The 13,340-nt window shown below is 72.3% G+C and carries 11 protein-coding genes; 3 read left to right on the forward strand and 8 right to left on the reverse strand.

Annotation, left to right across the window (positions count from 1 at the left end; translation table 11 throughout):
- Positions 1-170 precede the first annotated feature (170 nt).
- Positions 171-1,208 (forward strand): hypothetical protein, encoded by a 1,038-nt coding sequence (locus ACZ5CW_RS07150; RefSeq protein ID WP_468599151.1) that lies wholly within the window; start codon positions 171-173, stop codon positions 1,206-1,208.
- A gap of 90 nt (positions 1,209-1,298) precedes the next feature.
- On the opposite strand, the gene ACZ5CW_RS07155 is transcribed toward ACZ5CW_RS07150, so the two are convergent.
- From ACZ5CW_RS07155 to ACZ5CW_RS07185, 7 genes are all read right to left on the reverse strand, one after another.
- Entirely contained in the window at positions 1,299-1,802 is a 504-nt protein-coding gene (locus ACZ5CW_RS07155; protein ID WP_468599152.1) for a DinB family protein, read from the reverse strand.
- Positions 1,803-1,848: 46 nt separating this feature from the next.
- Positions 1,849-3,051 (reverse strand): glycosyltransferase, encoded by a 1,203-nt coding sequence (locus ACZ5CW_RS07160; RefSeq protein ID WP_468599519.1) that lies wholly within the window; start codon positions 3,049-3,051, stop codon positions 1,849-1,851.
- Positions 3,052-3,192: 141 nt separating this feature from the next.
- A complete protein-coding gene (locus tag ACZ5CW_RS07165) occupies positions 3,193-4,338 on the reverse strand; it encodes a serine hydrolase domain-containing protein (protein ID WP_468599153.1) in 1,146 nt (381 codons plus the stop codon).
- A gap of 95 nt (positions 4,339-4,433) precedes the next feature.
- Entirely contained in the window at positions 4,434-6,185 is a 1,752-nt protein-coding gene (locus tag ACZ5CW_RS07170; protein ID WP_468599155.1) for a TIGR03767 family metallophosphoesterase, read from the reverse strand.
- 200 nt (positions 6,186-6,385) lie between these two features.
- Entirely contained in the window at positions 6,386-6,874 is a 489-nt protein-coding gene (locus tag ACZ5CW_RS07175) for an NUDIX hydrolase (RefSeq protein ID WP_468599156.1), read from the reverse strand.
- 9 nt (positions 6,875-6,883) lie between these two features.
- Positions 6,884-7,771 carry a pyridoxamine 5'-phosphate oxidase family protein gene (locus ACZ5CW_RS07180; RefSeq protein WP_468599158.1) on the reverse strand — a complete coding sequence of 296 codons (888 nt, stop codon included), beginning with the start codon at positions 7,769-7,771 and terminating at the stop codon, positions 6,884-6,886.
- A gap of 2 nt (positions 7,772-7,773) precedes the next feature.
- A complete protein-coding gene (locus ACZ5CW_RS07185; RefSeq protein ID WP_468599160.1) occupies positions 7,774-8,220 on the reverse strand; it encodes a VOC family protein in 447 nt (148 codons plus the stop codon).
- A 107-nt stretch (positions 8,221-8,327) separates the two neighbouring features.
- Here ACZ5CW_RS07185 and ACZ5CW_RS07190 point away from each other — a divergent pair, with 107 nt between their 5' ends.
- A complete protein-coding gene (locus ACZ5CW_RS07190; RefSeq protein WP_468599161.1) occupies positions 8,328-8,870 on the forward strand; it encodes a CGNR zinc finger domain-containing protein in 543 nt (180 codons plus the stop codon).
- Between the two features lie 154 nt (positions 8,871-9,024).
- Complete coding sequence (locus tag ACZ5CW_RS07195) at positions 9,025-12,330, forward strand: S8 family serine peptidase (RefSeq protein ID WP_468599162.1); 3,306 nt, start codon at positions 9,025-9,027, stop codon at positions 12,328-12,330.
- An 85-nt stretch (positions 12,331-12,415) separates the two neighbouring features.
- Here the strand turns inward: ACZ5CW_RS07195 and ACZ5CW_RS07200 are convergent, their stop codons facing one another.
- Positions 12,416-13,339 carry a hypothetical protein gene (locus ACZ5CW_RS07200; protein WP_468599164.1) on the reverse strand — a complete coding sequence of 308 codons (924 nt, stop codon included), beginning with the start codon at positions 13,337-13,339 and terminating at the stop codon, positions 12,416-12,418.
- Position 13,340 lies beyond the last annotated feature (1 nt).

The following is a 13,340-nucleotide window of genomic DNA, read 5'->3' on the forward strand; positions in this document are numbered from 1 at the left end:
AAATTCGGTCAAGAGTAGCCGTAACCCCTGGCCCGCACCCGATCGGACCAGGGGTTTTCGGTTCCTACTCGGCATCCGAACACCTGACCTTTAGTCCCGTCTTGTCCGCATTTCTCGACGACCGTGTAACAGCGGTTAAGGAGCGGACCAGGTGCGGGAATCCCCAGGCCATGACGCACAACACCCCGCTCTCCCCCCGCCCCCTCCGTCACCTCTCCGAGGTCCACCGCCGCGTCCTGACGGCGGCCCAGCTCCGCGCCCACGGCGTGACCCCGGCCGAGCTGACCGAGCAGTGCCGCCCCGACGGCCCCTGGCAGCAGCTGCTCCCGAACGTGGTCCTGCTGCACCCCGGCCCGCCGACGAGTGAGGAGCGGCTGCACGGGGCCCTGCTGTACGCGGCCCGCGAGTCGGCACCGGGCGTCCCGGCCCAGCCGACGGCCGAGGGCCCGCACCGCCCGCTGTACGCGGACGCGATGGTCACGGGCCTCGCGGCCCTCACCCTGTACGGCTTCTCCGCCGTCCCGCCGCTGCTCTCCCTGGACCACGTCGACGTCCTGGTCCCGCGCCTGCGCCGGCTGCGCTCCTCGGGGTACGTCCACGTCCTGCGCGCCGCGGCCCTGCCCACCCCCCGGGTGGTGACGGGCCTGCCGGTGGCGCCGGTGGCGCGGGCGCTGGCGGACGCGGTGGCGGAACTGACGGACGCCCAGGCGGTACGGCGGCTGCTGACCGAGGCGGTACGCGGCGGGCACTGCGAACCGGCCGCGGTGGTCAAGGAGTTGACGCAGGCCAAGCTGCTGAACCGGCCGCACGTGGTGGACGCGGTGGACTCGCTGCTGGAGCAGGGCCGCTCGATCGCCGAGGACCGCCTGTACCGGATGGTCCACGAGTACGGCCTGCCCGACCCGGTCTGGAACGTCGACCTGCGCCTGCCCGGCGGCCCGCACCTGGGCGGCCTGGACGCGTACTGGCCGGACCAGGCGGTCGCCGTCGAACTCGACACCCGCGCACCCCGCCAGGACGAGGACGCCCTGTGGTCGGAGTACGCCCGCAAGCGCGAGCACCTGGAGCGCCTGGGGATCACGGTCGTGTACGTCACGCCGAAGAAGCTCAGGGACGCGATGGAGCAGCAGGCGGCGGTGGTACGGACGGCGCTGATGGCGTCCGGCGACCGTGATCCGGCCGCGTACGTCGTGGTGCTGCCCCGGTAGTGACGGACCGGGAGAACACCAAGAGGGCCACCAGGAGGGGAGAAGAGGGGCCACCGGGACGATCCCGGTGGCCCCTCTTCGTGTGGTCGCCTAGCTGCCCGTGGTCCCGTCGACCAGCTCCCGAACGACGTCGATGTGCCCGTTGTGCCGGGAGATCTCCTCGATCAGGTGCAGCAGCACCCAGCGGAGGTCGGGGTGCCGGCCGTCGCGGATCGGCCGCTTCACCTGCGTGTCCAGGTCGGTTTCCGCGACCAGTTCGCGGTAGCGGGCGGACTGCTCCTCGTACTCGGCGAGCAACTGCTCCAGCGGGATGTCGACCGCGATCCGCATCTCCCGGTCGGGGTCCTCGTCGGTCCACGGCCCCTGGTCCTCCTCGCCGAGGAGGACCACCTGGAACCACCAGTACTCCACCCAGCGCAGGTGGTTGACCAGACCGCACAGGGTCATGAGCGGCGAGCCCGGCAGCGGCGCCCGGCGGGCGTCCTGCGGCGAGACGCCCTCGCACTTGGCACGGGCGGTGGCCCGGGCGTAGTCGAGGAAGGTGGTCAGCTGGGTGCGCTCGTCCCAGGAGGAAGGCGTATCAGTTCGTGTCATCGGCCGGAACACTCGCGCATGGCGTGTCCACCGTCAACCGAATTGATCACCACGCGGCCCGCTCGCCGTACGCGCCGGCGTGACCGGGGTGCGCGGCGTACACCCCGTCGAGCAGCGCGGCGTACGCGGCGATCATCCTGGTACGGCTGAACCGCTCCCGGCTCCGCTCCAGCGCGGGTGTCAGCTCCGTGCGTCCCGCGACCGCCGCCGACCAGGCCAGGGCGATCGCGCCGGGGTCCGGCGGGGTGACGAAGCCGTGCCCGGTGACGATCGCCGCGCTGTCGCCCACGTCGGTCGTGACCGGGACCGCGCCGCACATCATGCCCTCGATCAGGCACAGCGGGGCCGCCTCGCCGGAGACGGAGGTGAGGGCGACCACGTCGGCGGCGGCGTAGACGGCCTCCATGTCGTGCCGGACGCCGAGCGGACGCACCCGGTCGGTGAGCCGGCGCTCCCCGGCGAAGGCGGCCTCCAGGTCCGCGCGCAGGCCGGGGTTGCCCGGTGTCATCCCGGCCCCGCACATCAGTACGTGGCCGCCGTCCGTCCGGGACAGCCAGGCCCGGGCCGCCCGGAGGAAGAGCGGAACGTTCTTCATCGCGGCGTAGCGGGCCGCGAAGACGATCACCGGGGCGGTGGCGGGGATGCCCAGGGAGGCCCGGAAGGCGAGCCGGACCGCCGCGTCCGGGCGGAAGCGGAGCAGGTCCACGCCATTGGGTATGACGTGCAGCAGCTCGCGCGGGACGCCCGCGGCCTCGTACGCCGCCCGGGTGGACTCGGCGCAGCACACGCAGGCCACCACCGTGCCGTCGGCGATCGCGGCCTTCAGCTCGGCCAGGGCGCGCCCCTGGTTCTCGGGGTCGGAGCGGTGCAGGCAGACCACGACCGGGCGGCGGGGCAGCCCGCGCTGGTTCAGCAGGGCCAGCGGCTGCTCCTTCAGGGAGAGGATCACATCCGCCCCCGCCATCGACCGCGCGGTTCCGGCCAGCTCGGGCCCGCTGAAAACGTTCGCCGCGAGCGTGCCGTCGACCAGCCCGGCGCTGCGGCCCAGCGAGGTGACGGCGACCCCGGCGGCCGTCAGCGTCCGGTAGCAGTGATCGTCCTCCATCCGCTGCCGGGTGGCTTCGCGGTGAACCTCGCCATGGATGCTGAGCACCTGGTGGGACTGGCCGCCCTCGGCCAGTCCCCGTACGACGTCGCTGTGCACGATCCGGGCCCCTCCGGAGAAGAAGCCCTCGTAGACCGACAGCACACGCAGTCCGTGCCTCGCGTGCACACGACCACCCGCCTTGCATATGAATCGAGCCATCCCCGTGAAGACCGGGTTAGCCGATATGAGGCGGTATGGACATTACGGACGTGTTAACACGGAACTACGCGAATGCAACGTTGCCTAACAGAATTCTCCTTCGATCACCGCGTCCATGTCCCCCGCCCAGTCCCCGTTGAAGTTCAGCGCGAGGGAGTGGCGGCCGTCCGTCGTCGTCGCCGCAGCGGACGCGGAGCCGTGGATGCCTCCGTCATGGCCCCAGACGTGGACGCCGCAGGTCAGCGTGCGGTCCATGAGGCCGAGGCCGTAGCCGGTGTTCGGTACGCCGGTGACCTTCACGGTGGTCTTCATCTCCTTCAGCTGCTGGGCCGGCAGGAGCTTTCCGCGGAGCAGGGCGCCGTAGAAGCGGTCCAGGTCCGCGGAGTCGGAGATCATCTCGCCGGCCGCGGAGGCGAGGGAGGGGTTGAGGGTCGTGACGTCGTACGTGGGGCCCGTCGCCGCCTCGCCGAGCTTGGAGTAGGCGCGGCCGCTGGGGCGCGGGACGGTGACCTTCGTACCGGGGAGGGACGTGGCCCGCAGGTGCAGGGGCTCGATGATCCGGCGCCGGATCTCGGTGGCGTACGAGCGGCCCGTCACCTTCTCGATCACCATGCCGGCCAGGACGTAGTTGGTGTTGGAGTAGTTCCAGGACGTGCCCGGTGCGAAGTCCGGCTCGTGCTTCAGGGCGACCGCCACCAGGTCGCCCGGGGCGAGCGTGTCGTAGCGGTGCCGGAAGAACCCCTCCTTGAGGAAGTACGAGCGGCCGAAGTCCTCGTCGGCGGTGTAGTTGTAGACGCCGCTGGTGTGGTTGAGGAGCCGGCGGACGGTGATGCGGCGCCCGTCGTGGCCGTGGCCGCGCGCGACCCCGGGCAGCCATGTGTCGACCTTGTCGTCCAGGGAGAGCCTGCCCTCCGCCTCCAGTTGGAGGAGGACGGTCGCGACGAAGGTCTTGGTGATGCTGCCGACGCGGTAGCGGTCGGCGGCCGAGCGGGGCGCGCCCGTGCGGAGGTCGCCGGCGCCCGCCGTCGTGGACCAGGTGCCGTGGGCCTCCTTCGCGGTGGCGGTCACGCCGGGGACGCCGGCCTCGACCGCCGCCTCGACGGCCTTGCGGGTGGCGCCGTGGCCGTGGTCGCGGTCGGCGCCGGGTCCGGCCGCCGCGACGGCCGGGGCCGCGAGGGCCGCCGTGAGGAGCAGGGCGGTGACGCCCACCAGAGTCGTGCGTACGCGCATGTCTTCCCCCACCTGTGGGTGTGTGGTGCGGTCGGGGGAGGGGACCTGGTGGTGTTGCGCGAAGGTTGCCTCGGTGTGGGCCGGTTGGGTGACTTTCAGCCCTTCCTGAGTACCAGCTCCGTGTTCCGGTCGGGGGCCTTGCCCGCGAACGTCCTGCCGGCTCCGGGGGCGTTGAAGGACAGCTCGCGGAAGAGGGCGGCCAGGCCGGTCTGCGAGAGGTCGGCGAAGTCGGTGCGGTGCGGGGCGGCGGACTCGACGAGGGTGGTGAAGAGGGAGAGCGTGCCGTCCCTGTTGTCGACCAGCTCGACGATGCGGGCGAGCTGGGGATGGTCGATGTGCGAGGCGGTGGAGATCTCCCAGAAGGAGCCGCCGCCGGAGGCCTTGTGCGGGGTGATGATGTTCTTGTGGACGTGCCCGTTCACCCAGGCCAGCACATTGCGGTGCCGGGAGAGGAGGGACACCAGCTCGTCGCCGGTGTGCCGGCGCTCGCCGGGGCGCGCCGGGTCGGGCCGGGTGTTGGTCATCGTCTTGCTGGTGTGGTGGCTGAAGACCACGGCGTAGGAGTCCTTGTTCTCCTTCAGGGTCCGCTCCAGCCACTTCAGCTGGGCGGTGCCGAGGGAGCCCTCGAAGTGGCCGCCGGCGTCGTTGGTGTCGAGGCTGATCCCGATGACGTCGTCGGAGACCCGGAAGGTGTAGTACTGGGTCCCGGCGTCGAGGTTCGCGGCGGAGTAGCCGTGGCCGACCGGGCCGACGCCCTGGTGGGCGGGGTCCAGGTGGGCCTTGAGATAGTCGGCCGGCGTGTACGGTGCCCGCTTCTCGTCCGGGGTGACGGACCGCATGGAGCGCGCGTGCGCCTTCAGGAAGTCCCGGTAGCCGACGCCCTTGGGATCCAGGGCGTTCTTGTTGGTGTTCTGGAACTTCTTCGCCTCGGCGGCGGAGGCGCTCATCAGCTTCCTGCCGCCGATGGCCGCCTCGGCGAGGTAGGCGTCGCCGTGGGAGCCGTAGACACCGAGCTGCAGCATGTCGTGGTTGCCGACGGTGGAGTACCAGGGCAGCTTCAGGCCCGGGCTCCTCACCTCCCGGATCGCGGCGGCCAGGAAGCCCTTCAGGTGCGGGAAGCCGACCGCCTTGTCGTTGTCGCGGACGGTGGCGTCGGGCTGCCAGTACAGCTTCAGGCCGCTGCTCTGGACGCCCTCGTAGTGCCGGGGATCACCGGTGTTGGGGGTGATGCGGCCACCGCTCATCACCTTCATGTACCACTCCAGCTCGCACACCGCGTTGTTGTCGGTGTTGTCGCCGGTGGTCATGACGAAGTGGAGCGGGGCACCGGTGACGGGTGCGCCGCGCAGCGCGTTGACCCGCTCGACGAGCGCGATGGCGCCCTGCACGGTCAGCGCCTCCTGCGGGCGCCAGGCGTGCGGGTCGGCGGCGCGCACGAACTCGACGCGCAGAGGGTGCTGCACGTCCGTCAGGTGCATGTCAGTGAACTGCACGAACGCGGCGAGGGCCCTGCGGCGGCTCGCGCGGCCGGACCTGGGCGTGGCCAGCTCGCTGCGCACCACCCGCTGCCAGCCGGGGCCGTCGCCGAGCCGGCGGTAGCCGGAGCCGCCCCGCGGGGTGGCGACGGAGGAGAGTGTCGTGCCCTTGGTGTAGGGGGCGAGCGGGGCGGCGGCGGAGGCCTGCCCGGAGTGGGCGACGGGCTCCTCGGCGGTGGTGGCGGCCTCGCTGTCGGTCGGGCGGAGTGCGTAGCCGACGCCGGCGGAGAGCGAGACCGCTCCGGCGGCGGCGAGGACGGTACGGCGGTGGACCCCCAGAGCGGAGGTGGCGACAGAGCGTATGCGCGACATGGCGCGATCTCCCCGAGTGCGAACGCGTCGGCAGTGGTCGCGGGCCGTCCAAGGCGCGAACGCCCCGCTCGCTCTGGATCGTTGGCAGCGGGGATGACCTGTGCGTGAACGCGGCCGCAACGCGCAGCGCCGATCACCGTACGTGGATCACGGGGCAGGCGGTGCGGTCATGGAGTGGATCGCGGGCGGCCGGGGGCCGGTCACTCCTCGTTCATCTCCTGGGGTAGGGGACGGTCCCCGGGCCGCAGGTGCCCCGGCGCCGGCCGTTCCCGCCACAGCCGCAGCCCCACGTCGACCAGCCGCACCCGGGTGAGCCCGGCCACGGCGTCCAGGCCGTGCCAGGCGGCGAAGTCGGTCGAACCGCCGACCTCGTAGCGGAGTTCGCCGCCGACGACCTCGGCCTCGTAGACGATGCGGACGCCGTGGTGGTCGATGCGGCGGGGCGGGCGACCGCCGCGGAAGACACGGCGGGAGGAGTCGATGCCGAGGAGACCGGCCACCTCGACGCGGTAACCGGTCTCCTCGGCGACTTCGCGGCGGACGGTGTCGTACGGATCCTCGCCGTGCTCCGCGCCGCCGCCGGGCAGTACCCACTCCGGCGTGCCGTCGGGCCCCGGTGAGCGGGCGAGCAGGATCTGTCCGTCACGGACGCACACGGCGTAGGCCGCCACCCTCAACTTCCGCTTCATCCCATGACGTTAACGGCCGGGGTCGGCCGGTGAGTACTCCGGTGCGGACCAGCGCAGCGGCAGGGCGGCCGGGGTCTGGACCACCTCCGTGACGACGAAGCGCACGGCCCGCTGGCCGTCGGCGGTGAACTCGGTGTGCGCCTCGCCGGTGAGCTGGAGGGTGGTGCCGGTCGTCCAGTCCAGGAAGAGCAGTCCGGCGCGCGGGTCGGCGCGCAGGTTGCCCAGGGTGAGGAACATGGCGTTGCCGGGGTAGTCCGGCCAGGTCAGTTCGTGCGGTGAGACGACCCGGACGAAGCCGGGGGCGCCGCCCCGGTGGCTGACGTCGGCTCCCCGGGCGTGCACGGTGGCCAGGAAGAAGGTGTCGGCCGCCGCGAGGAAGCCGGCCTGTTCCGGGGTCAGCAGGGGCCGGGAACGCGGTGGGCCCGGCTCACGGTCAGGGACGCTCTCGAACGACGCGCGGCGCCGGATGTACTTCGGGCAGTTGGAGAACACCTGGTCGGCCTCGACCGTGAAGCCCCCGGCCGTGGGCCGCAGCCGGCCGTTGAGGCGCATCCGGCGGCGGGTGCGCGGGTCGAGCGCGAGGGTGCCGAGGGGGGTGCCGGGAGTGGCCAGGGCCGTTGCGCGGGGGCCGGCCGGACGGTCGTCGTGGACGGTGTCCACGGACATCCGCCGGGGCCCCGTGGCCCGGACGAACCCCGGGGCGCCGGCGAGCGCGGAGGCCCACACCCGGCCCGTCTCGGGGTCCGCCGCGCCGACGACGAGCAGCGGCTGCAGCCCCAGGAACGCGGCCGCGACCGGCTTGATGTCCTGGCCGAGGGAGCGTCCGACGTGATCGGCGCGGTCCCGCACGCCGACCAGGTCCTGCACGGCACGCGAACCGGCGTGATAGACGCTCATGACTAGAAGAAGCCGCAGGTCGGAGCGGAGGCGTGCGGGGCGGGGGCGTCCTCGGCACCCTCGGGCACGGAGATCTCCAGGCGGGTGCCGTCCGGGTCGTGGAAGAAGATCCCGCCCGACGCGGAGCCCTCCCGGTGGGCCACCAGGCCTTCGTGGGCGAACTCCACGCCGGCCGCCCTCAGAGCCGTCTCGTACTCCCGGACCCGGTCCACCGAGTCCGCCGTGAAGGCCAGGTGATGCAGTCCGGCCCGGCCGCCCTCGTACGGCCCCCGGGCCTGCTGCCAGAGGGTGAGCACGGGCGCGTCGCCGCCGTCCCCGAGGAACGCGTACCTGCGGTCGTCCTCCTTGCCCTCGGTGAGCAGCCGGAAGCCCAGGACGTCGCGGTAGAAGGCGAGCGAGCGGTCGAGGTCGGTGACGTTCAGGCCGGTGTGGCCGGTGCGCAGGGTCATGACTCCCCCTTCGGGTGTTCTAACTGTCGTTATCGACATTAGAGGGTTAGACGCGGAGGCGCAACCGGTCACGTACTCTTGAGCGGTTAGCCGAGAAGGAGTGCCCGATGTCCGCCGCCCGCGATCCCCGCCCGCTCACCGGCGAGCCCCTCGCCCTCGACCTGCTCAACACCCGGTGGAACAAGGAGGGCGCCACCCAGGACCTGCTCGTCGACACCGAGGGGCTCGCGGTGTGGCTCGCGAGCAACGGGCTCGCCGGAGCACACCCGGCCGACGAGGACGCGCTGCGCCATCTGCGGCAGGCCCGGGAGGCGCTGAAGGCGGCGGTGGACGGGTCACTGGCGCAGGGAGCCCCGCTCGTCGACGCCGTACTCGCACACGGGCGCATCCGGGCCCGGCTGACCGAGGAGGGCGCCGCCGAGGAGCCCGAGTTCGCCGACCCCGCCTGGGGGCCGGCCTGGCTGGCCGCCCGCAACTACCTGGACCTGCTCGCCCAGGCCCCGGACCGGATCCGCAGCTGCGCCCACGAGACGTGCATCCTGCACTTCTTCGACACGTCCCGGAACGGCACCCGCCGCTGGTGCTCGATGGCCGCGTGCGGCAACCGGGCGAAGGCGTCCCGCCATTACGCGCGTTCGAAGGAGAACTGAGCAAATAACGGACTATCAACGTCCGATCCACTCAAATCCCATCGCGGGTTTTCCCCATACATCCATATCGATTCGGTCAACGATCCCCAAAGAACTGTCCCTTCGGTAAGGCTGAGCGCTCTCGTCCGCTCGTTCCTTTACCTGAGGGATGCCGATGACCCACACGCCCGAGCGTGATCCCATACCCGGTCCGAGACGCCTGGCCCGCATAGCCGTGGCCGTGGGCGTGGTGGCCGCCCTCTCCGCGGCGGGGCCGATACCCCTGGCCCTCGCCGCGGACGCGCCGTCCGCCCCGGCCGCCGACCCCGGCGTCAAGTCCGCCCACGACAAGCTCGGTTCGGACGACGCCGACGCGCTCGCCGACGCCAAGGCCGACGGCGCGAAGAACATCACGATGATGATCGCGACGGCCCCGGGGCAGACCGAGCAGGTCGCCGAGAAGCTGGACGCGGTCAAGGGCGGCTCGGTGGGCCGCAGCTACGACAAGGTCGGCTACGTCCGCGCCACCGTCCCGACCGCCAAGGCCGACGCGGCCATCGAGGCCGCCGCGGGGCTCTCCTCGGTGCACGCCATCGACCTCAGGCGCGAGATCCCGCTCGACGACCCGACGCCGGACGCGAGCAGCACCGCCAAGTCCCGCCCGACGGCGGGCGGTTATCCCGCACCCGGGAAGAACACCCCGGCCGAGAACCCGTACAACCCCTCCTTCGAGACCGGTGCCGTCGACTTCGTCGACGAGCACCCGAAGGCGGACGGTCGCGGCGTCACCATCGGCATCCTCGACTCCGGCGTCGACCTCGGCCACCCCGCGCTGCAGAAGACCACCACGGGCGAGCGGAAGATCGTCGACTGGGTCACCGCGACGGACCCGATCCTGGACAGCGACGGCACCTGGCGCCGGATGACCAACCCGGTCAGCGGCCCGTCGTTCAGCTACGGCGGCGCCGACTGGAAGGCGCCCGCGGGCGCCTACCAGGTGAACCTGTTCCGCGAGTCCGCGACGGCCGGCGGCGACGCCAAGGGCGACGCCAACCGCGACGGCGACACCACCGACGTCTGGGGCATCCTCTACGACCCGGCCGCCGGCACCGTCCGCGTCGACCTGAACAACAACTTCGACTTCACCGACGACACGCCGCTGAAGCCGTACAAGGAAGACCACCAGGTCGGCTGGTTCGGCACCGACGACCCGAAGACCGACGTCGCCGAGCGGCAGCCGTTCGTCGTCCAGATCCGCAAGGACGTCCCGACCGACCCGTACGGCGGCGACTGGGTCGGCAAGAAGGCCGACTTCGTCAACATCGGCGTCATCGAGTCCGAGCACGGCACCCACGTCGCCGGCATCACCGCCGCCAACGGCCTGTTCGGCGGGAAGATGAACGGCGCGGCCCCGGGCGCGAAGATCGTCTCCTCGCGTGCCTGCACCTGGACCGGCGGCTGCACCAACGTCGCCCTGACCGAGGGCATGATCGACCTCGTCACCAACCGCGGCGTCGACATCGTCAACATGTCGATCGGCGGCCTGCCGGCGCTCAACGACGGCAACAACGCGCGCGCCGAGCTGTACACCCGGCTCATCGACACCTACGGCGTCCAGCTGGTGATCTCCGCGGGCAACTCCGGCCCCGGCGCCAACACCATCGGCGACCCCGGCCTCGCGGACAAGGTGATCTCGGTCGGCGCGGCCGTCTCCAAGGAGACCTGGGCCGCCAACTACGGCTCGGCCGTGGAGAAGAAGTACGCGATGATGCCCTTCTCCTCGCGCGGCCCGCGCGAGGACGGCGGCTTCACCCCGACCCTGAGCGCGCCCGGCGCCGCGATCAACACCACCCAGACCTGGCTGCCCGGCTCCCCGGTCGCCGAGGCGGGGTACTCGCTGCCGGCCGGCTACTCGATGCTGCAGGGCACCTCGATGGCCTCCCCGCAGGCCGCCGGTGCCTCCGCGCTGCTGCTGAGCGCCGCGAAGCAGAAGCACATCGACCTCACCCCCGCCACGCTGCGCACGGCGCTGACCTCGACCGCCGACCACATCAAGGGTGTGCAGGCGTACGAGGAGGGCGCGGGCCTGATCAACATCGTGGACGCGTGGGACGCCATCCGTGACGGCGCCTCCGCCCACGACTACACCGTCAAGGCCCCGGTCGACACCGCGATCGACTACGCCCTGAAGACCCCGGGCTTCGGCACCGGCCTCTACGACCGCGAGGGCGGTCTGAAGGCCGGGCAGAAGAAGACGTACGACGTCACCGTCACCCGCACCTCCGGCCCGGACAAGGCCGTCCGGCACGAGCTGCACTTCGAGAACAACGCCGGGCACACCTTCCGGATCGTCGGCGACGACGTGGTGAGGCTGCCGCTGAACCAGCCGGTGACGGTGAAGGTGCAGGCCGCGCCCGAGTCCGCGGGCCTCAAGAGCGCGATCCTGGAGGTCGACGACCCGAGGACCGAGGGGATCGACAAGCAGATCCTCACCACCGTCGTGGTCTCCGCCCCGGTCGGCTTCACCTACTCGGCGTCGGCTTCGGTGCAGCGCAACAGCACGCAGTCCTACTTCCTGACCGTGCCCGAGGGCGCCAAGTCGCTGGAGGTCGCGATCGGCGGGCTGAAGGACAAGAGCCAGACCCGGTTCATCGCCATCCACCCGTACGGCACCCCGGTCGACAACACCGGCACCCCGTACTGCTACAACAACTACCTCGACGGCAACGGCTGCAAGCCGGACGTCCGCTCCTACGCCGACCCGCAGGCCGGTGTCTGGGAGGTCGAGGTCGAGTCCCGGCGCACGTCCCCGCTGCTGGACAACCCGTACAAGCTGGACGTCACCGTGCTCGGCGCGGCCTTCGACCCGGAGACCGTGACCGTCCCCGAGGCCAAGGTCGGCACTCCGGCCACCGCCTCCTGGAAGGTGACCAACACGTACGCGGCCCTGGACGGCAAGCTGGTCGGCGGCCCGCTCGGCTCCTCCAAGACGGCCCGCCCGTCGATCAAGGAGGGCGAGAAGCAGAGCACCACGGTGGAGGTCCCGGCCGGTGCCAAGTCCCTGGACGTGGCGATCGGCGGCGTCTCCGACGCGGCGGCCGACCTCGACCTGACCGTGTACGACGCGAGCGGCAAGCAGGTCGCGCAGTCCGCGGACGGCGACTCGGAGGAGGCGGTCTCCGTGCCGTCCCCGGCCGCCGGCACCTACACCATCGAGGTCGTGGGCTACTCGGTCCCGTCCGGTGCGACCGACTACGACTACCGGGACGTGTTCTTCTCCTCCTCGCTCGGTTCCGTCACGGTCGACGGCTCGGCCGCGGTCAAGCTCGGCACGGGCGACTCGGCCACGGTGACGGGCCAGGTCACGGCGGCCGCCGCGGCCCCGGCCGGCCGCGAGTTCTTCGGGCAGGTCCAGCTGGTGAACGCGCGCGGCACGGTCGCGGGCACCGGCAGCGTCAAGATCGAGAAGGTCACGCCGTAACGGGGTGATCCATCGGGGAGGGGCGGGTGTCCGGGGGGACACCCGCCCCTCTTCCTTCTTGTCTTCCTTGTCCGACCCGCTCCGCTCAGGACGCCTCGTCGTAGGGGCACGTCGTGTGCCGGGCCCCGGGCAGTGCCTCGGTGATCCAGGCGCGCTCGGCGGCCACGCGGGTGTCACCGACGGCCCACAGGCTCGCGGTCTGCTGCCCCTGCAACACCCGGACGAGCACGTGCTGGCCCTTCCGCGGTGCCGGTTCGGCGCCGTCCTCGAGCAGGACGCCGACCTCGGCCGGTCCGTGGGCGGGCCGGTAGGAGCGCGTCACGGTCAGCGTGACCCGGCTCCAGGAGGAGCCCTGCTGCCGCGCCACCTTCGCCACGGTGCCCTCGACCACCAGCCGGGAGCAGGCCAGGTCGCCTTCCGGGTCGGCCGGGCGCCCGCTTTCCTGGGGCGCGGCCTTGCCCGCGTCGTCGGCGGCGCTCTTCGACGACGCGCCCTTGTCGTCCGCCCCGCCACCGGCCTGGGTCACCAGCAGACCGAGCCCGAGGGCCAGGCAGAACGCGGTGGCACCGGCGAGCGAGCCGAGCGCGATCCGCAAGGCCCTGCGCGGCCCCGACGGGCGGCCCGGGCGCCGGGGCCGGGGCGGGCCGGCGGGGCGCGTGACGCTCCGGGGACGGCCGGCCGCCGGACGCTTCGCGGGGGGCGAGGGGGCCGCCGGTCCTTCCTCGGGCGCCGGTGCGCGCGGACCGGGCCGGGGGCCCGGCTCCGCCGATCGCGCGGCATCCGTCCGCGGCTCCTCCACCCCGGCGTGCCTCTCCCCGGTCAGTGCCTCCGCCAGCCAGGTCAGTTGTTCCCGCAGCACCGCCAGGTCGGCCTCGGCCGCCCGGTGCTCGGCGTGACAGGCCGCGTCCCGGCGGGATTCCTCCGGCAGGGGGTCCCCGGTGATCGCGGCCATCAGGGCGTCCATGCCGCCCTGGGCCGCTCCGTCCGCGCTCTCGTGCTCGGCGGTCATG

The sequence above is a fragment of the Streptomyces sp. NPDC031379 genome, assembly GCF_055569615.1.